This window comes from uncultured Kriegella sp. (assembly GCF_963975415.1).
GTDB lineage: Bacteria > Bacteroidota > Bacteroidia > Flavobacteriales > Flavobacteriaceae > Kriegella.
In genome coordinates this window covers 606,935-627,428 of record NZ_CAXBGN010000003.1, presented here as the reverse complement: position 1 = coordinate 627,428, position 20,494 = coordinate 606,935, and the positions used below count along the sequence as shown (strand labels likewise).

The window sequence follows — 20,494 nt, the reverse complement described above, 5'->3', positions numbered from 1 at the left end:
TTGACACAAAAGGTAAGATAAATGAAACAAAATCAAGCGTTGGTCAAAAATTATCCATTTGAACCAATGCCTCCTCCACCGTTGCTACGGGAAGTTTACAAGTGGCGTCTTGGCAAACATAGATGAAGGTCTCATCTTCAACGTACCTGCCTTTGAACAATGGTAATTCACTTGCTGTCAAACTACCTACCACCAAGGCATTCGACAAGTTCAGTTTGTTGATTTTCTGAATAAGCGCAGGGGCATTTTTACCAACTACGGCAATTTCGAAATATGGAAAGGCTATGTTTTGCAATAGGGCATTCCATTTATAATAACTCTGGGCATGTTGGCTTGCCAAAGGCACCATTGATGAAAGCATCGATTCCGATTTGGCCCATAAATCCCTGTTATATTGAATATGCCCCAGTTGAAATAAATTATGGGCCATTACGGCATTGGGAGAAGGTAATACCCCGTCATCAGTTTTTATGATCTTGGCAACAAGTTCTGCACTATTACTATAATGAAACATACCAGAAGCCGGATCTGAATACTCTTTTTCAGTAATACCGTACAATTCTTCCGCAAAATTCAAATAGTCATCATCCATGGTCGCCTGATATAAATTGAGAGAAGCATCGATCATATAGGCATAATCTTCTAAAAAACCATCAGTTCGTTTGTCTCCTTCCTTATATGAATGACGGAGGTGTCCATTTTGAAAACTTCTTTCCTTTACAAAAGTAAAAACCGATTTGGCCTTCTCAAGAAATTCCTTTTCTCCAAATGCTTTATACGCATCAACAAAACCATTAATCAATAGGGCATTCCAAGAAGTTAGAATTTTATCATCAGTACCTGGGCGCACACGTTTTTCCCTCGCCTGCAAGAGCAAGTCGTTCACACGACTCTTAAAAGTTTCCAGCTCGGTTCGTTCTATATTGTTTTCCTTTATAAATTCTTTGTCGGTCATTGTTCGATACAAGACGTACTTGCCGTCTTCCCAAACATGATCAGGCTGTATGTGGTAATACTTCGCGAACAATTCAAAATCTTCGGTTAAAACAGCTTTTAATTCCGTCTCCGTCCATACATAAAATTTCCCTTCTTCTCCTTCACTGTCGGCATCAATGGCCGCATAATATCCTCCTTCAGGGTTTTTCATTTCCCGATCTAAAAAGGCCACCGTCTGTGAAACTATTTTTTTATAGGCCGGTTCTTCGAATGTTAAATAAGCCTTTGCATATAAGCTTAACAATTGTGCATTGTCATAAAGCATCTTTTCAAAATGGGGCACCTTCCAGTGCTGATCGGTACTGTATCTGAAAAATCCACCGGCAAGATGGTCGTATACACCGCCTTGGGCTATCTTGTCCAACGTATTCTTAACATGTATTCTTGTTTTTTCACTACCGCTTATTTTTTCATAGTCGATAAGAAAATCAAGATTACCAGGCAACATAAATTTTTGGGTTCCCTTGTCACCACCCCACTCCAAATCCCAGTTTTCTGACCAGAGATCAACACTTTCATCCAACGTATTTTGGGTCAACATACCTTTATTATCCGTCGGCTCTATCATATTGGCTTCTGCAATGCCCGCAGCAACCATATCGGCATACTCCCCCGCTTTTTTAGGGTCGTTCTTATACAATTCACTCACTTTTGTAAGCACCTCGCCCCACTGCTCGTTGGTGTGATATGTACCACCGTACAGCGGTTTGCCATTTGGCAATACAATCATATTCAGTGGCCAACCTCCATTTCCTTTTATCAATTGCAAAGCGGTCATATAAACATGGTCGACATCAGGTCGTTCTTCACGGTCTACCTTGATATTAATAAAATTTTCATTCATAATATTGGCAATGGCCTCATCCTCAAAGGTCTCTTCTTCCATAACATGGCACCAATGGCATGACGAATACCCAATACTTACCAGTACCAATTTATTTTCCTTTTTTGCAGTATCCAATGCCTCTTGGCTCCAGGGTTGCCAGTTTACGGGGTTGTGCGCATGTTGCAAAAGATAAGGACTGGTCTCATTAATCAGGGCATTGGTATATCTATGCTCAGAATCCTGTTGTCCCGTATTCTCTTTGCATGAGAACAAAAACAGCAGCGATAATATGGTAGCCTTCATTATACTTGGATTAGATGTTTTATATGGCATAACTTTTATCATAGCGATTAATCTTGCTAAAATACTTCTTTTATGGCAACAGTAAGAATTACGCGATTGACAGACACCGCATGGGAAAGTTTAGACAGCTGTATGGTAATAAATTCGGGACACCAACACTAAGAATCGAAATTGGCGCTATAGTTATTCCTTACATTTTTTAACACTTAGAAATTGCACAAATAGTGTTTCACCAATAAAGAATCATTTGTTAACTTATGCCTTTCAAATGTAATTTTATTGCAGCTTCGAGAAGTCGTATAAAATTGCGTCAATTAGATTCAACCAACAACAAAAGCAAATTATGGAGGACTCAAAAATTCATTTCGATCGAAGAAAATTTATAAAAGGCACCAGCGCAGCCATGGTGTTATCTTCTTTCGGAGCATATGGTCTCGATTTTGAATTACCAAAAAAAACATGGCGTGTCGGACTAATAGGAACGGGATGGTATGGCAAAAGCGATCTTTTTCGACTTATTCAGGTCGCCGATGTCGAAGTAATCTCACTTTGTGATGTTGACGAGCACTTATTGACCGAAGCTGCCGAATTGGTCAGCAAGCGACAGAAGTCGGGTAAAAAACCAAAATTGTATTCCGATTATCGCAAAATGTTGGCAAAAAAAGATTTGGATATCGTGCTTATAGGGTCTCCTGACCATTGGCACGCCTTACAATGTATCGATGCCCTGAAAGCCGGAGCGCATGTGTACGTACAAAAACCTATTAGCGTTGATGTACTGGAAGGAGAAGCCATGGTTGCTGCCGCTCGAAAATACAATAAAGTGGTTCAAGTTGGTACACAGCGAAAAAGTACGCCCCATTTGATCGACGTAAAAAAACAAATCGTTGAGGGCGGTCTTTTGGGCAAAATATCGCATGTTGAAATGTGCTGTTATTACCATATGCGGGCTAATGATAATCCTTCGGTACAACCGGTTCCCGAGTATTTCGATTACGATATGTGGACAGGCCCTGCACCTCTTCGCCCTTACGACGGACTACCCCATAGGCGTTGGTGGCGTGCCTTTATGGAGTACGGCAATGGTATTACTGGAGACATGTGTGTACATATGCTGGATACGGTTCGATGGATGTTAGATCTCGGATGGCCGAAACGAATTAGTGCCACAGGTGGAATTTACGTACAAAAGGAAAGCAAATCGAATATCGCGGATACCCAAACCGCTATTTTCGAATACGAGGAGCTTAATTGTGTTTGGAATCATCGCACCTGGGGCACACCGGCAGATCCCGAATACCCATGGTCATTTAAGTTGTACGGAGAAAAAGGAACATTGTCCGGGAGCACCATGAAAGCAGATTTTGTACCTCATGGAGGCGGAGACCCCATACATTTTGACGTCTTGTACGAAAAGGAAAAATACCCTGAAGACCTTACCGAAAAAGATATTGAACTAAATGCAGCACCTGCTACACGTTTGCACATGATCGATTTTCTAAACGCCATTGAAAATGGAACAAGGCCAGTCGCCGATATCGAAGAAGGTCATATTTCCACCGCCAGTTGTATCTTGGCCAACTTGGCAATGCAAACCAAAAGACCATTGGTATACGACCCAAAAAATAAGATTATTATTGATGATGAAGAGGCGACCCAATTATTGAAACGCGACTATCGCGGGCCATGGGTGCACCCGGATAAATCTTAACTTTGCTAATTTTTTATAGGAAGGGAATTTTTCTCAATTCAACAGATAAATTTTTAATAAAATAGCTGGGCTATCGCTTTCATTCGATAAGCCATGCGGTACCGAACCGTCAAAAAATAATAAATCTCCCTTTTCGAGGTATACATTATCCTTTTTTATCATGTAGGTCAGTTGGCCACTAAGTACATATGCCAGTTCATTGGCGTTGGTGGAAATAGGTTTTCGATAAGATCCCGGTGCTACGTCAACAATATATACGCGGAGACTATTATCTGACGTAGTACTGGAAAGTAAATGGGTATATTCTAGATTTTTAGAATCTTCTCTATCTTCTTTGGTGCCCTGACCATTTTTCACATGAATATAGTTACCACTGATATTGGAAGAAAGATCCAATTCGGAAAGGTCGATACTCAATGTTTGCATTATTTTTAAAAGTACCGGTAACGAAGGTGTCGTTCTTAGGTTCTCGATTTTTGAAATTAGCCCGGCACTAACACCAGTTCTTCTCGCAACCTGTTGCAAGGTCAAATCTCTCTTTTGGCGGGCCAGCTTCAACTGTCTTCCTATATTGATTAATATATCGTCCATTTATTTTACTGGTTGGTTGCAAGACACTTAGATATCTCTAATTTATTTTCAAGACAAAAATAAACATTTATTTTTTTGTATAAAAAAAGGGAAAATCTTTGAGATATTCTATAGTAAAGATGTAAAATAATAAATATTTCCGGCAAAATCACAAATATAAAAACCTTGATCGGCAATAGCTGCCGAAGTGATTACCGGTGCGCCCAATTTAGTCTGCCAAACCAATCTACCTGTAGTATGGTCGATGATATAAACTTTTCCGTCCATTGCTCCAAAAATTAAATGTTTTCCAACCAAAATAGGAGTACTTTCTACACTTTGTTGGTCATCGGAAAAATATGAAGGCGTATAAAAAAGTGGACTGTCGACTTCAAATTGCCATTGCTTTTCCCCTGTCTCCCTATCAAACGAAGCCACACCGGGATGTGAACTTGCTAAAATCACCTTATCATGAAACACTATCGGAGCCGAGGTACCTGTATGTTGCATTCCTGAAATCAACTCTTGAACTGTTTCTCCAGTTCTCAAATCTATTTTATGTAGTTTTTGTCGCTCGGCCACCCAGAGAAAACCATCGACATACGTCAAAACCCCATCACGAAAACGCAGTCCATCGTCACTTCTAGACCACAATAATGCCCCCGTCAGTCTGTCATGTGCATATATGGCACCCCAATGCTTCGAAACGATAAGCACATCATCGGCAATGGTCATGGTCGGGGTGGTTCCCTCACCACCGGTCCATGAGGTATTCTTCCAGATAACCTGACCATTTGTGACATTTAAGGCCGAGAGTGATTCTCCAAAACCGGTATAAACCACTTCACCGTCGGTAACCAGGCCAGTAATAAACCCAGGTAACCTATTATACCCCAGGTCTCTTTGCCATTTTAGTTTTCCCGAAGGAATATCAAGGGCATAGGTATATCCTAACATATCGGTGGCAATAACGGTGTTTTGGGCGATGACCATTTGATTCTTAATGCCATTTTTGGTCTTGAATCTCCATTTTTCCTGACCGTTGGAAGCGTCGTTGCAAACAATAAAACAATTGGAGGCATTACTATCATCAAACCCTGCCGATAGCAGATAATTGTCTTTAAAAACAGGAGAGCTCATGTATATATTACTTCCCAAGTTAGCTGTCCACTCCATTCGATAGGGTGCAGATAAATCGCCTTTAACAACAGCATGGTGTTCTTTGTTTCCGCCTAAATTTGCCCACTCACCATTTGATACTTCTATTTTAGTTCTTGAATCAACACTAAAATCCGCCTTTTTATGCAAAACCTCTCCACTATGTAAAAAAGCATCTACCACAACTTGAAATTTACTTTGTCCATCTGGATCAAAAGTAGCCCTCCAATTCCAATCAGAGGCTTTTTCCATAGATTTCCAACGGGATTTTTCCAATGCGGTTTCCCATCCGAATCCCTCTTCTCCCCAGACACTATACCGAACACTATCAACTTCAGCACCACTGTCATAAACATTAAGGGAGAAATCAATTTTTCCGGTTGCATTCAGCACGGCCTCTTGATTCTGGGGACTAACAATATGTATTTGCTTTTCAACAAAACTCCACCGAAGTTTGGTGGCCGTATTTCCGTCGGTGTCAACATCGACCGCTCGAAAACTTGATGGGGAATGGTCGATCCCACCTTGGGAAATAGTGGCGGTGCTATAAGAGATAACGCCCGACAACCCATGTGATTTTGCCCTATTGATATGCCAATGACCAAAAAACCAAGATTTTAAACCATAATCCTCCAAAATGATAGACTCTTTTTCGTTCTTTTTGAAAACAAAGCTATCGCCATCGGTTAAAAGGTCATGGTTAAAGAACATTTTAGGCTGATTACTTGGGTAGACCTGCAAAAGGTTTTGCAGCCAACCTCCAATGTCATTATGGTCAAAACTAGGTGGAAAGTCACCTCCCATCATTGGGGTTATCACATATAGCGCATTGCCTTCCTCAAAAGCATACCATGCAGGGCCAAATTGTTCTTCAAAGAACTGTTCGCCGTAATCTCCCTTTACCAAGTCATGGTTCCCTAAGCAATAATATACAGGAACGCCCACTTCCTTTTCAGTAAGGTTATTGGCGTGCCATAACATTCCTGAACGGTAACAGATATCACCCGTGTGAACGATAAAATCAGGCTTATGTACCCTGACATACTTCTTTAAATTATCGACCCAATTACCATATTCAAAGGTTTCCGTATCAGAAATATGTACAAAACTCGTATGCTCCTTTTTTTTCTTTGGCAGCACCGGGAAATCATATCTGCCAGTTTCCGGAGAAATAGGAATAAACCGCTTATTCGTGGTAAAATCGGCGCCAACATAAAGCGTAACGAAACGTTGCTTTTTCCAGCCAGGAAGTTTAAAATTGCCATTACGATCCGAACGCACTACACTATAGCCATCGGAAACAACGGCATTGGCCATTGCAGCCTCACCATCATCTTTGATACCATTTTCATTGGAATCAACAAAAACAATCCCCTTCAGTTGGGCTTCCATGGCACAGTGTGCCAGAACAAAAACAAAAAATAGAAAAACCGGTCTGCTTATCATGAAATGTACTTACTCTGTGATGCCTTGAATTTTTTCTCCAACAGGATGGTTGGCCTTAAAGAACATCCCTAATAAACTGGCAGCCGTTTGTGCAATGCGATCTTGATAAATTTGACCTTCATCGGATACTTCGCCGAGATGCGCTATGTTCGGACCCAGCGCCACGAGCCATGTTTCATCACTACGGGGTGCACTTGTTCCATGTCCTGTCCATTTTTCGCCAATTCCCCTGCCGTGGTCAGGGTAGACCAAGATGGCCGTCTTATTCTTGTAAAACGAATCGTTTTGAACCGTCTCCCATAGATTGGCGATCATTCCATCAATGAAATGTGCCGCATCCAAATAATTATTGTAATCCCCTGAATGCCCGTAATTATCCGTGTCGGCAAAATCGATATGCACGACCTTTGGGTGCTTGGCCTGCATATAGGCCTTAGCCAAGGCGAAAGTTATCGCATCAGGCCTACATTCCCCAAAATATTCTAGTACAAAATGTTGTATTTCATTAGCCAATTGCTGTGCTTGGGTAAGGCCATCTCCTTCTACATCCTCACCCGGCAGGTTGACCAACATGCCATTGCGATCTCGGTTCAATATTCTGCCCAGGGCATCCCAAGACGCAAAAGTGACAACTTTACCCATATAGCCGTCTTGTCGATTAAAAAATTCAAGCACATTTTCGTTTGGGTTGTTTGGATAACCGTTGGAGTCAACTTTTGGGTCGTAATACCCACATAGCGTTTCACTACGCCCGGGATAGGAAAACCAATATTCGTTTCTCAGGTTAACCTTGTTACCTAGCTTTCGATTACCATAAAGTTGTCCCTGACCTGCTATCGTTTCCCAAAAGAAAGGCATTAATTTTTGACGCGCGTTCAATGCCGTTTCGGACCAGTACTTCTTGTCTTTGTTCAAGAGCGGATCTGGCCCTTCAAAAACCTCTTGCCAACGGAGACCATCAACAGAAATAAGGATAATATTTTCTGCCTTACTATGCTGAGCGGTTACACCAAAACCAAGCAAAATAATATGGAGCAACAATTTAATTTTCATAATTTACAATTCTGTAATGGAGTTATTATTCGTTCAGGCCATTTCCCATTCATTGTTTTTTGCGCTTAAAAATAGTCTTAAGCGGGTAATGATCGGATAAAGTATCGGTAACCGAATCTTTAATCAAGACGACATCAACAGAAGCTCTTTTCATTTTTTTTGAAAGCAACATATGATCAATTTTTACATAATCATCAGGTGAAACCGAGGGAAACACCTTGGTAGGAAAACTGGAGTCAAATTCTTTATGATACAACGAGAAACTATCAAAAAATCCTTTTTCAAGAAAAGAATCTATGACTTGATAGTCAATTTTATTGCTATGATTAAGATTTCGAAGCTTCGGGTTTTCTTTCTGTTTAAGATACATTCTCTCCCTCAAGCCGGTACTTTTGTAGAATAAACTATCGTGAGCAGAAAAAGCATTAAAATCGCCCAAGATTATAGTCCGTTCCCTTAGTTTATTTTTTTGCTCCAACAGTGCTATAACGGCTTTAGCTTCTACCAACCTTTTTGAGCTACTTAATGGTGAAAAATGGGCAACGAAAAAATTAATTCCATTTATCTCGGCATACAGACCTCCATGATGCATACCTTCCATAAGCCGGTGAATATTTGTAATTGGATGCTTGGAAGAAATTCCGACCGGATATCCATTTTCTTTAGCGATCGCTGCATAAGGATGCCCCCACTTTCTTGCCAGTTTCTCAAGGGAATCTTGGGTATATCCGTTCAGCTCTTGGAAAGCGATCACATCTACATCTTGACGAATAGCCCATTGTACAAATGTATCACGACGTGCCACTTGACTTTCAAAACCATTCCAGACATTATAGGAAATAACAGAAAACTCATTAGCCGTATTTTGACAAAATGAAGTGTTCAAAAAAAGAAAGCCTCCCCATAAAAAAAACCACAAACCTTTCATGGCAAGTATTAATTTAGTTGAAAAACAGTTAGTACGGCGGCATGATCGGAAGGAAACATTATGGGGTGATAATCGATAACCTTTGATTCAATCGCACTTAGTGAGTCCCCCTTGTAATAGATATAATCAATTCTGTCACGCAATCCGTACTTATCTGACGACGTGGCCGCCCGCGGAGTCCAAGTGAACCCAGGGTCTAGCAATGGGTCGATATGCAATTCTCGATAACTATCTATAAAGCCCGATTTCATCATTTCTTTGCTTTCGGGCCAGGCTACACTTTTATTATAATGAATGGATTTTGTTCGCTCCACCCAATCTAAATGGGAACCCATATTAAAATCACCCACCATAATTACGGGTGCGGTTTTATCATTCTTCAAAAAAGGCTTGATTTCCTTTAATATTTGTTTGATTTCCGAATGACGTGTGGCCGACTCATCGGCTATCAATTCTTTTGCACTTTTATTCTCTTTAATGATACTAACACTGTAATCGGGCAGATAATGAAGCCATGTATCGAAGAAAATTAATTCTTTTGTTGCACCGATTTTTAATTTTGCCCCACCAAAGTTGAAAGGTTTAAAAGCTTTTATGGTCTCCGAAATAGGATACCGGCTCATTATGGACAAGTTCGAACTGATCAAATAAAAATGATAGCCCAAAGCATCTGCGATTAGCTCTCCAGACCCATAAGTTTCAATAAGTCCCACAATATCGGCATTGGTTGATTTTATCGTTTCGATTACACGTGCTACACCGACTTCTTTACCATACCGATGCCCGCCATGCCAAATGTTCCAAGTCAATACTTTCAAATGTTTTGGATCGTACTTTACTATCTCATTTTCTGTATTTGGATAAAATTGGCTATATAGGCTATTCACCTCCGTAGGTGCCAGTGACCTATTCCAGACCTTTACCTCATCAATAAATCCGTTAAAAGCGTTCCATTGTCCATAGGAACCATATTCCCATTTTTCGTCAGATCCGCCTATAACAGTCGACAGTTCAGTTTCTAGGTTGCCCAAACCAGGGGTATTGTAAATGGCTACATTTTCCCCATCAAAGTACAACCAAATTTCTTGTTTTTCCCGTTGTACCGTAACGACGATTTGATGCCATTCCCCGTCGTTCACACTTTGTCTTTCTGCCGTTGGCTTATAGCTATGGCTACTTTTCCCGTCGTTTAATTGCAACGCCCACGCACCATTATCCTGCGTATAAATCTGCCAACCAATAGCGGAGGTTTCATCTGCCTTTTTATTGCCCATAATCGGCGTTCCCATTTTGGCAGCTGGCAAAGTTTTGACCCAAATCTGTATCGAAAAAGAGGTCTGTGAATCAAAATTCGGTAATTCACCTTCTTCCAATTTTATGGGTCGTCTCAATGCCGCATTTGCCGAGAGATCCAGTGCTTTACCTATTAGACCTTCCGTGAATTGCGATTGTTGAAGATCGACCATATAAACGGCATCTTCTTTTGAAACGATGTTCTCTTTAAAAACGTCGGAGTCAAAACTCAAATAAAAGTTGGGGTCCTGCGCATTGGATGAATTCAAAAACGCAAGTAACGCGAAAACAACAAATACTCTAGTTAGATTCATATTGAAATTTTCAATTATTTTAATGGTGAAAATTGTGCTATTCTACTACTTATCGAAGCAGAAAGCCTTGGTGCATCAGGATGGTTTTTCTCTAATGGGGTCGGGCGTACAAATTTGCTTTCCTTTCCTTCTATATGAATCGAACCGGTAGGATCCAAAGTCAAATATGCGAAAAGCGAATCTTCATACATGGCCCTGCTATCGTCGGAACCGTACCCCGATCCTACATAAAAATACGATGCGCTGTTCATTTGAAAGTAATGAACGTTATTGATAAAACTATGATCATCAACATGGTGATGACCACAAAAACAGGCGATTACCTTTTGAAAGTCTGTACGATTGTTAGCGTCATCGATTACTTTACGTACGGCAAACCTGCTTGGTGAAGACCAACCGTCCCAAATTTCATCAAAAGCCTGATGCGATATAATAATACACTGTTTGTCGGTTTTAGCCAAATCTTCCTTCAGCCATTCAATCTGTTCAGGGTTGACCAAGCTTCGACGCTGCTGTTCAATATAAAAATTGGCATTGCCGTAGTCTTTATATTCCCCATCTTCCATAATATAATTACCGTCCATCACCACAAAATGAAAATCACCTTTGTCAAAGGAATAATAATTGCTTTGCATCCCGAAAAAATCGATAGCTTGTTGCTTCGTACCTTTATCCATGTCATGGTTGCCCAAAACATGGTATTTCTCCCCGGGATAGGAATTCCAAAGATCAATACACTCTTTCCCCTCGGGAGTGGGATGGCAAAAATCGCCTCCTTGAATTATAAAATCTAGCTCTCGTTGGGAAGCATCGTCAATAAATTTTTCCAAGCGCTCCAGCCCATCTTTGCAGAAACCATGATGCACGTCGGTTATAAAACCTATTCGTACAGGTTTCGATTTTGTCACCTCGGCCCCTACTCTCGGAGCAAAAGCAAACGAATTAATATTGCCTAGGCCCATTGCAGCGGCACCTAATCCGAACTTGGTCATAAAATTGCGACGTCCTTTCTTGTCATTTCTCTCCATTTCTTTTTTATTCAACCACTTACTTTATTTGAACGTGCAGCCGCACATTTTTCAAGCCAATCGTCTGAAAAGGAGTCAACCGCTCCAAATCTTTTTACACTAAATTCTGAGTAATCAAAAGGGGGGATCCGTCCAGCTGCCAATTCGGCCATTCCCAGACCAACACCGCCCGCAACAGAAATACCCGCCCCACAACATCCTGAGGCGATCAAAAATCCTTCTACACCCGGTATATCTCCCAAAACCAGTTGAGAGTCGGGTGTATATCCTGAGAAACCTGCCACATAGTGTTTTATACCTATGTCATAGAAACCTGGAAAAAAACGTGCCAATCGTTCCCCATTGTCAATCAAGTCATTCATGCCTTCGTCATCACTGAAAACAAAATCAGAAATGTCTCGCGGCACATTTTTAGGCGATGCCACCACAGATTTACTTTCCCGGATACCAAAGAGAAGACTTCCCCCTTCAGGACGGGCATATGCCTGAGCATCGGGCAGCAATACCATTGGCGAATCGAGCGGAAAGCTATCGGCCCGTTCCGTAATCCAATATTGACTTCTTACCGGAGCCATCGGAATTCCGACACCAATGTCATTGGCCAAAATGGGCGCCCATACACCTGCAGCATCGATAACGCAATCGGCATGTATATTTCCTTCGGAGGTTTTAACCCCGACAATTTTATTGCCAGTTCTTATCAATTCAAGGGCCTCAACACCCAATCGGATTTCAGCACCCTGTTTTTTGGCACATCGGGCAAAAAAAGTACCCAGCATATAAGGGTCGCAATAGGCTTCATTGGGAACAAATCCAATTTTCAAAGCCTCGTCGGTTTTAAGCCAAGGAACTTTTTCATGTGCCTCTTCGGGTGAAATATAATAAGCCTCTTGATCATACTCCCGAGCAATCTGCATCAACTCTTCAAGTTCTTTCACTTTGGCTTCACTTGCAGCTACGTGCATCATTCCCGAATATTTGAAATCGAGGGTTTCACCTAACTCGCGTTCCATTTCTTTGGCCACCCTAAATGTTTCTATGGTCAGGGGAATATAAGAACGTTTAGATCGCACCATCGTCATGAGTGCAGCTGCCCTACTCGTTGCGGCATTATTAAGCTCATTACGCTCCAACAAAATAACTTTTTTATTGGGGTTGTTGCGGGAGTAATAATATGCTATGGCACAGCCAAAAATACCTCCACCTACGATTACAAGGTTGGCTTTCAGCATGGTCTCGTTATTTTTATTCAAAATAGTTCTTTGTTGTTTCGCTCCCTCTGTAGATAAGGGATCAAACTTTAGGTTATAATCTGTTTATCGATACTTTTATGATTCCATTTCAGTGCGGCCAGCCCACCTGCAAGAAAAGCCATTACAACGAAAAAATTAAAAAGATTGTCCCAACCGAAGCGCACATTGATCGCCATAACAACAAATCCGGAAATCATTTGCCCTATCGACCCGACACCATTGATAATACCGGCGGCCATGGCGGCCCCTTTTTTTCCACCAACATCCATAGATCCCGCAGTACAAATCAAAGAATCAGGGCCATAAGTAAATATCCCTATCATCGCTATGCTGAATACCGTTGCCCATTTTCCCAGGGGAGCTAAATGCGGATGTGCCAAACAGGCCAAACCTAGGGCAAAAAGCATGATAGCAACAGTACTGAACCGCTTAGAGCGAAAAATTTTATCAGAACTATATCCCGCAATAATTACCCCGAAAAAACCTATCAATTCATATACCGACGAAATATACCCGGCATCGCTAACCTCATAATTCAACCCCTTCTCAAGATAAATAGGCAACCAAAAGAGGAAAGCATAGCGGGTCATTTTCAAGATAAAATAACAGCTGGAATAAATCCAAAGGGATTTATTTTTGATAAGCAATGCCAAAATTTTCAACTTTTCCCCTTTCGATTCCCCTTTGAACTCGTATTTATCTTCAACAATTACGGGCACATTTACCTCTTCAGGATTGTTCCTCGTAAAGAGAAGATACAGCAGTGCGATTACAAAAAGGACCAAAGAAGGAAAAATAAAGCCTCTTTTCCACCCCAGTTCCGAAAGAAAATCCATATCAAAAGCAACATAGGTCGCAAAAACGGTAGCCAAAAACCCGCCGGTAACATAACAAGTAGACCACCACGACATAACGATACCCCTTTCGTTGATACGAAACCAAGGTGTCATGTTCTTAATAAGTCCGCTCCATCCCGTTGATTGACCATAGCCATTGGCCGCTATTAAAAAAATAATAATTCCTATAGAAAATGAGAATCCCAAACATAAGTTGGCGATCGCGGCCAAGAAAAGGCCCACAGAAACTACTTTGCGCGGACCAAATGTATCCGACAGATAACCATTTAAAAATTGACCTATCGTATATACAAGACTATAGATAAAGATAATCGTCGCATAATCTGAATTATCGAGCCCCAGATCTGCTTCCATGGAACTCCATGTGACAGAAAGGTTTTTTCTTCCAAAATAAAATCCTGCATACGCAAGCCATGTTAAAATAAAGATTCTTTTTCTCCAAGAACGTTGGTCTGCTGTCAATGCCATATGCAGGGTTGGGTTGGTTTTACAAATTCAAATATCTTCGGTAATGGTCTATATGAAATCTATTTGCTTTAAATAGGCCTCCAATATTTTCAGAAAGCCTTCTATGTCGGTATGATCTATTTGTCCGATGTTAGAAATACGAAAAGTATCATAGTTATTTACCTTTCCCGGATAAATCGTATACCCTCTTTCGAAAAAGAAATCGTGCATTTCCTCAAAGTTGTATTTTGCACTATCGGGTTCGATGATAGAAGTGATGATTTTCGAGTGGTATTTCTTGTCGATTAAATATTCCAACCCTAATCTCTCCAATCCTTCAAGCAATGTTTCCCAAGAACGACCATATCTTTCATACCGTTTTTCTATGGTTTCCTCCTGGGTTTCCAAAATAGCCTGTTTTAGGGCATAAAAAGTCTGTACCGGAGGCGTAAACCTTGTCTGATGGGTCTTTTCAAAATAGGCATATTGCGCGTAAAGATTCAGGTACAGGCTTCTTGGTGCTATGGATGCCGTTGTTTCAAGTACTTTTCTATTGCAGATAGCAAAACCAATACCTGCCATACCCTGTATATTCTTATTCGAACTTGCCGCCAAGTAATCGATATTCATGGCCTTCATATCAACAGGAATGGCCGCAAAACCACTCATTGAATCAACGATAAAACTAATTCCGTACTTTTTGCAAAGTTTACCTACGGCCGTAATATCGTTTAAAAGACCGGTTGTAGTCTCGTGGTGGATCATGGCCAAATGGGTCAGCCCCGCTTCCTTTTCAATCGCATCTTCTAAAGCTTTTAAATCAATAGGAGCGATAGAAGAAGATTCAAAAGCAACCGTATCAATGTGATAAATGCTTGTTATTTGACGCATTCTTTTCCCGTAGGCACCATTATCGATGATAAGTATTTTACCATCTTCAGGAACTACCGAATTCAATATTGCCTCTACAGTTGCCGTGCCAGACCCCCCAAATAGAACGGTGGCATAGGTTTCAGGATCACCAACGAACTTCGTGATTTCGGTTGCACAAAACCCCATCAAATCTCCAAATTCTTTTTCCCGTGGACAGATATCAGGAACAGCTTGTGCCAATTTAACCGAATCGGTCGTCGTAGCCGGACCCGGATTCAATAATACATTTCTTTTAATTTCCATACTAATTAATTCGTTAAGCGATATCCCAAGGCAGGGAATATGTTTTTACATAAGTGTATCCTTTCATCGTCTCGATTACCCCTTCTTTATAACCAAGTCCGGAATCTTTTACACCTCCAAAGGGCGTCCATTCCAATCGGTAGCTCGGGGCTTCGTTGACATTGACGGTTCCGGTATCCAACTCGGTAATAACTCTTTGGATCGAAGGCCAATGGTTGCTCACCACACCGCCCGACAAGCCGTAAGGCGTATCGTTGGCTATTTCAATGGCCTCGTCAAGCGTTTTAAATCGAATGATCGGTGCTACAGGACCAAAGGTCTCTTTTGCCACAACTTCATGGGCATTTTGCACATGATCCAAGACAGTCGGTGCGTATAAAGCCCCTTCTCTCTTATGTCCCGCAAGACAGACAGCGCCATTATCGATGGCGTCTTGTACCCGTGCTTCCATTTCTTTGGCCGATGCTTCGGTAATTACGGTACCCATATCATTATTCTCATCGTAGGGGTCACCATATTTGAGTGCTTTGACGCGATTTGCCAACCGTTCGGCATAGGTATCTGCAATGCTTTCATGTACCAATATTCTTCGCACAGCTGTACAGCGTTGGGCCGAATTTTTAAAAGTGCCCGACATAGTTACCTCCACAGCCTCATCGATATCGGCATCTTCCAGCACAAGTAGAGCAGAACTTCCCCCGAGTTCTAAAACCAGTTTCTTATATCCTGCCTTCGAAGCAATAATTTTACCTACCCTGCTTCCTCCTGTAAAGGAAACCATTGTAATATCTGGATGCACGGTCATCATTTCTGCAGTCGCATCAATATCGGCGCCGTTTATCACATTCAACATATTAGGTGGCAGCCCACAGTCTAAAGCCAATTGAGCAAAATAGTATGCAGATAAGGGTGTTCTTTCCGAAGGCTTCAAAACCACTGTATTATTGGTAGCAATGGCCGGGGCAATTTTATGCACCACTTGGTTCATTGGGTGGTTAAATGGGGTAATGGCACTAATCAGGCCCAAAGGCACCCTTGTAGTATATATTCTTCTAGGTTTCCCATTCTTCGATACATCACAAGGAAAAACCTCCGAGTCATCATCAAGCGCCTTCATAGCTGAAAACCGCAAAACATCAGAAACCCTACTAGCCTCATAACGGGTATCTTTATAACACAAGCCGGTTTCGTCCGTAATCATTTTACTTACCTCATCGACCCGTTCCTCTAGTGCATCTGCTATCTTATTCAAGATATCATAGCGTTCGTAACGGGTAAGTGTAATTTTTGTGTTCTTGGTATCTCTCAAAACTTTATCGAGATCCTTTAGATTTATTGATGAAACGCGCCCAACCTTTTTCTTGGTATAGGGATTAAAAACATCGATCCATTCATCACCTTTTACTTGCTTTCCGTTGATTATACTTCCAAATTCTATCATGGTTAAATATTAAGTTGGTGAATTAAAATCCGTTGCTCAAGTAATGGAACAAATCAAAATTTCGGCTTTTTCCCGAGTTTAGTTTCTCTTGGTATTCTGCATTCAACTTTTTATTAAAAATCATGGGAACATCTTGAGAATGTTCACTGCCATGAGAACGAAGGCCTTCTTTAACCTTTTCTAAGTCGTGCCATTCGGGGGTTCTACCGATAGTCGTTGCTGCATCTGACAAAACAACTAAATCACCAATGCGGTCCCCAGGAAGTTCATACCGCTCTACCGCCTCGGCATTTGTCAATACGGTTTCGATACCATCAAGACTTAACAAATAGTCTTTTGCGGCATTTAATTGTGATTTGTCTTCCAAATATAAGGTGCCATAACCGCCAAGGGCCCCGTGATGTACGACATAAGGATCGGTAATTGGCAATATCACCCTTGTTTTAATTTGTTGTTCGTTCAACAGTTGTTCGATGAACTGTACTTTTGGAGAACCATCGGCATTTGTTTTTGCCTGCATGCCGTGATCTGCGGTGACCCCGATAATAGCGCCTTGTTTATCCAATTCACCCAACCAATGGTCAATTTTTGATAAAAAGTCGTTCGCGTCGGCACTACCAGGGGCATATTTATGCTGTACAAAATCGGTTGTAGTCAGGTACATTACATCGAAGTGCTCCCTTTTCAACAATTTGGCACCAGCTTCTATACAATAGACCGATATATAAGGGTCATAAATTCCGGGTCTTTCCTTACCCATTAAACCTTGCTCTACATTATCGATACCATTTTCTTCTTTGGTAGCATCATTCGCAAATTCTGCGGAAAAACAAATCCCATCAAGGTTATGCGCCAACATTTTACGCAATTTATCCTTTGCGGTTACTACGGCCACTTTTCGTCCGTTTTGACTGAGTTCAGATAAAATAGTCGGTACTTTCAGGTATTTGGGGTCATTCATCATGACTTCTTCCTGAAGTTCGGTATCCCAGTAAAAATTACCACAAATTCCATTAACCTTGGGAGGGACCCCCGTAACAATGGCCATATTGTTCGGATTGGTAAATGACGGAATGACACTTTTGACCATTCCCATGGAACCTTCTTTAATAAAGCGCTGCAAGTTGGGCATTACCTCTTTTGCCCCCTCATAATATGGATAGGAAGTACCATCCATGCAGATGCCAATTATAGTTTTCTTTTGATCCGGATAATCTCTGTTATTGATTTTCATTTGTTATTGAGTCTGTTATCTTTTTAATTTTGCACTAAAATACAATATTTTTACTATTAGTAAAATTACTGTAGTATTTATCTACTATTTTTTTTATTATGCTGTACTATTGCCAAGCTTTTATCTACTATTTGAAGCGCTTTCTTTAAGTCATCCCTTGAAATGGTAAGTGCAGGGGAGAGCTGCAAAACATTACCAGCCGAAACCTTAAAACTAAGCCCTTGCTCCAGACAGGCGTACATCACCTGCTCGGCTGCATCTATTGCCTTTTCCTTGGTTTGCCTATTCTCGACCAACTCGACACCCCAGAGCAACCCTATACCCCGAACATCTCCAATAAGTTCATATTTTTGGCTGAGTTTTTTTAACTCTTCCCGCATAAAGACCGCATCATCGGCAACTTTTTCCATAAGGCGTTCTTCCTCCAAAATTTCTAGTGCGGTCAAACCTGCCGCAGCGCCCAATGGACTTTTTTCATGGGTGTAATGACCCAACGAAATATCGCCGAATTGGTTGTAGTCGTCGCGCGTTATAATTGCGGCTTGCGGAAATATCCCCCCACCTAATCCTTTTCCCAAACAAAGAATATCAGGTTCTATTTCATAATGTTCGAAAGCGAACATTTTTCCGGTACGCCCTAGGGCAATTGGAATTTCATCAAGAATTAACAAGACGCCGTGTTTATTGCAAAGTTGACGGGCGGTTTTCCAGAAGTTGGGCGATGGTATTTGCACATCGGTATTACGAATTGTTTCGGCAATAAAAGCTCCAATATCATTTTCTTTGGAAAGCACATACTCTAGGTACTCTAAACTTTTAGCTTCATTGCCTTCAAAAATTCCCCGATACTCCACTGGTGGCGGAATACGAACCACACCCGGCATAAGCGGACCAATTCGATCTCGAAAAACCGATTCCCCGCCCACACTTATGGCGTCTAGTGAGGCACCGTGAAAAGAGTCCCAAAAAGAAACCACTTTATGCTTTCCCGTGATTGCCCTGGCCAATTTCAATGCAATACCGACAGCCGAGCTGCCATTGGGGGTCAGCAATATTCTATTTAAGTTCGAAGGCGCCAAAGAAGCCAATTTTTCCGCGAAAGCAACGGCGGGCTCATTGGTGTAACGCCTAGTTGAAAAAGAAAGGGTCTGTAATTGTTCGGTAATTCGTTGGATGAGTCTTGGATGCGAAAACCCTATCTGATGCACATTATTGCCATGAAAATCTAAATATTTCTTTCCTGAAAGGTTTTCGATATAAGCACCTTCGCAGTGCTGCAGAACATCGAGACAAGGTGTTGACATCGACTGGTGCAAGAAATAACGCGCATCTTTCTCAAGCAGTTTTCTGGTTTCTTCATCAATTTTGGCGTCCCATTTTTTTCGTTCAGGAGTTGAATTGATATCCCCTTCCGTTCTTTTATTGTTATCCATCTTTAGATTAAAAAAACTGTTTCCAGTATTTGATATGTTTTACCTTTTTTCTACAATTGGATATGGGTCGTCGATTTCGAAACCTTCAAAAGCCATTTTCAAAGGTCTACCGATCCAGGCCCAAGGTGCTTTAAGTCCTAAAGCAAATGCCACGGTTGCTGCATTATCATATTGATAAACGGCATTCGGTATTTTAAAATTCTTCTTTATTCCTTTTCCCCAAAGGATAAATGGAATTTCAATTTCCCCGAGGGTTTCGCCTCCATGCCCTTTTTCAAAACCGCCATGGTCAGCACTGAGAATAACCATTGTATTTTTTGACATTCCCGCCTTTTTAATGGCTTTCATAATTTGACCTAAAAGTTTATCGGCAACCTCAACAGACGCATAATATTCCTTAGTGCCATGACCGAACTCATGCCCCGCATGATCCACATGATCTAAATGCACAAAGGCAAAAGTGGGTTTTTTATTTTCAATATAGTCACTCGCCGCTTTAGCGGTCTCCTCGGCAGTTTTCGGACTGATATCATAATCTACTGCAGATTTCTCAAACAGACGACCAAAATCGCCCCAATCATAAATGGCCCCTATCTCAGCGTCTGGCAGCTGCTTGTTTACGATATTGAAGATGGTAGGAAATATAGCTTTATCATCTTCAATCACCGGCGGAAGTACGTGATCTTTAACCTTCCACCCATTGGATGTGATACCATGTTGCTCTGGCCCTGCCCCCATAATCATGGTAGCCCAGTTGGTGCTTGAACTGGTCGGCAGCACTCCACGAGCATGCATGCTTGAGGCACCTTCTTCAATAATTTGATCAAAATGAGGTGTCTTGGCATTCTTTAGCCCGTCAGGACTAAGTCCGTCAAAACCAATGACCACCACATGTTTAACACGTCTTTTCAATTCATCGGATTGTGCACTACCAGCGGAATACACAAACATTACAGACAAAAACAGTACGATTTTTTTTATTTTCTTCATAGTTTGCAATTTATTAAAACACATATAAACTTTGGGT

At 41.3% G+C, this 20,494-nt stretch carries 15 protein-coding genes; 1 reads left to right on the top strand and 14 read right to left on the bottom strand.

The window, feature by feature from the left end; all coding sequences use genetic code 11:
- Positions 1-43: 43 nt before the first annotated feature.
- Positions 44-2,125: a thioredoxin domain-containing protein gene (locus AACZ88_RS09400; RefSeq protein ID WP_339709207.1), complete on the bottom strand. Its 2,082-nt coding sequence runs from the start codon at positions 2,123-2,125 to the stop codon at positions 44-46.
- Between the two features lie 343 nt (positions 2,126-2,468).
- Here AACZ88_RS09400 and AACZ88_RS09395 point away from each other — a divergent pair, with 343 nt between their 5' ends.
- On the top strand, positions 2,469-3,836 hold the full coding sequence (locus tag AACZ88_RS09395; protein WP_339709205.1) for a Gfo/Idh/MocA family oxidoreductase: 1,368 nt from the start codon (positions 2,469-2,471) through the stop codon (positions 3,834-3,836).
- A gap of 33 nt (positions 3,837-3,869) precedes the next feature.
- On the opposite strand, the gene AACZ88_RS09390 is transcribed toward AACZ88_RS09395, so the two are convergent.
- The 13 genes from AACZ88_RS09390 to AACZ88_RS09330 all read right to left on the bottom strand — a co-directional run bounded on the left by AACZ88_RS09390 (position 3,870) and on the right by AACZ88_RS09330 (position 20,457).
- Positions 3,870-4,427, bottom strand: a complete 558-nt coding sequence (locus AACZ88_RS09390; RefSeq protein WP_339709203.1) for an XRE family transcriptional regulator — start codon at positions 4,425-4,427, stop codon at positions 3,870-3,872.
- Positions 4,428-4,535: 108 nt separating this feature from the next.
- Entirely contained in the window at positions 4,536-7,010 is a 2,475-nt protein-coding gene (locus AACZ88_RS09385) for a PQQ-binding-like beta-propeller repeat protein (protein ID WP_339709201.1), read from the bottom strand.
- Positions 7,011-7,019: 9 nt separating this feature from the next.
- Positions 7,020-8,063: a phosphoglyceromutase gene (locus AACZ88_RS09380; RefSeq protein ID WP_339709199.1), complete on the bottom strand. Its 1,044-nt coding sequence runs from the start codon at positions 8,061-8,063 to the stop codon at positions 7,020-7,022.
- Between the two features lie 49 nt (positions 8,064-8,112).
- Positions 8,113-8,991 carry an endonuclease/exonuclease/phosphatase family protein gene (locus AACZ88_RS09375; RefSeq protein ID WP_339709197.1) on the bottom strand — a complete coding sequence of 293 codons (879 nt, stop codon included), beginning with the start codon at positions 8,989-8,991 and terminating at the stop codon, positions 8,113-8,115.
- A gap of 8 nt (positions 8,992-8,999) precedes the next feature.
- Positions 9,000-10,598, bottom strand: a complete 1,599-nt coding sequence (locus AACZ88_RS09370) for a LamG-like jellyroll fold domain-containing protein (protein WP_339709195.1) — start codon at positions 10,596-10,598, stop codon at positions 9,000-9,002.
- A 14-nt stretch (positions 10,599-10,612) separates the two neighbouring features.
- On the bottom strand, positions 10,613-11,626 hold the full coding sequence (locus tag AACZ88_RS09365; protein WP_339709193.1) for a metallophosphoesterase: 1,014 nt from the start codon (positions 11,624-11,626) through the stop codon (positions 10,613-10,615).
- Between the two features lie 11 nt (positions 11,627-11,637).
- Positions 11,638-12,858: an FAD-binding oxidoreductase gene (locus AACZ88_RS09360; RefSeq protein ID WP_339709191.1), complete on the bottom strand. Its 1,221-nt coding sequence runs from the start codon at positions 12,856-12,858 to the stop codon at positions 11,638-11,640.
- A 68-nt stretch (positions 12,859-12,926) separates the two neighbouring features.
- Positions 12,927-14,204: an MFS transporter gene (locus AACZ88_RS09355; RefSeq protein ID WP_339709189.1), complete on the bottom strand. Its 1,278-nt coding sequence runs from the start codon at positions 14,202-14,204 to the stop codon at positions 12,927-12,929.
- 48 nt (positions 14,205-14,252) lie between these two features.
- Entirely contained in the window at positions 14,253-15,359 is a 1,107-nt protein-coding gene (locus tag AACZ88_RS09350) for a 2-aminoethylphosphonate aminotransferase (protein ID WP_339709188.1), read from the bottom strand.
- 13 nt (positions 15,360-15,372) lie between these two features.
- On the bottom strand, positions 15,373-16,800 hold the full coding sequence (gene phnY, locus AACZ88_RS09345; RefSeq protein ID WP_339709187.1) for a phosphonoacetaldehyde dehydrogenase: 1,428 nt from the start codon (positions 16,798-16,800) through the stop codon (positions 15,373-15,375).
- 22 nt (positions 16,801-16,822) lie between these two features.
- On the bottom strand, positions 16,823-18,034 hold the full coding sequence (phnA, locus tag AACZ88_RS09340) for a phosphonoacetate hydrolase (RefSeq protein ID WP_339709186.1): 1,212 nt from the start codon (positions 18,032-18,034) through the stop codon (positions 16,823-16,825).
- A 77-nt stretch (positions 18,035-18,111) separates the two neighbouring features.
- Positions 18,112-19,467 (bottom strand): aspartate aminotransferase family protein, encoded by a 1,356-nt coding sequence (locus AACZ88_RS09335; RefSeq protein WP_339709185.1) that lies wholly within the window; start codon positions 19,465-19,467, stop codon positions 18,112-18,114.
- A gap of 39 nt (positions 19,468-19,506) precedes the next feature.
- Complete coding sequence (locus tag AACZ88_RS09330; RefSeq protein ID WP_339709184.1) at positions 19,507-20,457, bottom strand: alkaline phosphatase; 951 nt, start codon at positions 20,455-20,457, stop codon at positions 19,507-19,509.
- Positions 20,458-20,494: the final 37 nt, after the last annotated feature.

What these genes read in the sequence shown, in the direction of transcription:
- AACZ88_RS09400 (WP_339709207.1), bottom strand. Translation starts at nt 2,125, where the DNA reads ATGAAGGCTACCATATTATCGCTGCTGTTTTTGTTCTCATGCAAAGAG.
- AACZ88_RS09395 (WP_339709205.1), top strand. Translation starts at nt 2,469, where the DNA reads ATGGAGGACTCAAAAATTCATTTCGATCGAAGAAAATTTATAAAAGGC.
- AACZ88_RS09390 (WP_339709203.1), bottom strand. Translation starts at nt 4,427, where the DNA reads ATGGACGATATATTAATCAATATAGGAAGACAGTTGAAGCTGGCCCGC.
- AACZ88_RS09385 (WP_339709201.1), bottom strand. Translation starts at nt 7,010, where the DNA reads ATGATAAGCAGACCGGTTTTTCTATTTTTTGTTTTTGTTCTGGCACAC.
- AACZ88_RS09380 (WP_339709199.1), bottom strand. Translation starts at nt 8,063, where the DNA reads ATGAAAATTAAATTGTTGCTCCATATTATTTTGCTTGGTTTTGGTGTA.
- AACZ88_RS09375 (WP_339709197.1), bottom strand. Translation starts at nt 8,991, where the DNA reads ATGAAAGGTTTGTGGTTTTTTTTATGGGGAGGCTTTCTTTTTTTGAAC.
- AACZ88_RS09370 (WP_339709195.1), bottom strand. Translation starts at nt 10,598, where the DNA reads ATGAATCTAACTAGAGTATTTGTTGTTTTCGCGTTACTTGCGTTTTTG.
- AACZ88_RS09365 (WP_339709193.1), bottom strand. Translation starts at nt 11,626, where the DNA reads ATGGAGAGAAATGACAAGAAAGGACGTCGCAATTTTATGACCAAGTTC.
- AACZ88_RS09360 (WP_339709191.1), bottom strand. Translation starts at nt 12,858, where the DNA reads ATGCTGAAAGCCAACCTTGTAATCGTAGGTGGAGGTATTTTTGGCTGT.
- AACZ88_RS09355 (WP_339709189.1), bottom strand. Translation starts at nt 14,204, where the DNA reads ATGGCATTGACAGCAGACCAACGTTCTTGGAGAAAAAGAATCTTTATT.
- AACZ88_RS09350 (WP_339709188.1), bottom strand. Translation starts at nt 15,359, where the DNA reads ATGGAAATTAAAAGAAATGTATTATTGAATCCGGGTCCGGCTACGACG.
- phnY (WP_339709187.1), bottom strand. Translation starts at nt 16,800, where the DNA reads ATGATAGAATTTGGAAGTATAATCAACGGAAAGCAAGTAAAAGGTGAT.
- phnA (WP_339709186.1), bottom strand. Translation starts at nt 18,034, where the DNA reads ATGAAAATCAATAACAGAGATTATCCGGATCAAAAGAAAACTATAATT.
- AACZ88_RS09335 (WP_339709185.1), bottom strand. Translation starts at nt 19,467, where the DNA reads ATGGATAACAATAAAAGAACGGAAGGGGATATCAATTCAACTCCTGAA.
- AACZ88_RS09330 (WP_339709184.1), bottom strand. Translation starts at nt 20,457, where the DNA reads ATGAAGAAAATAAAAAAAATCGTACTGTTTTTGTCTGTAATGTTTGTG.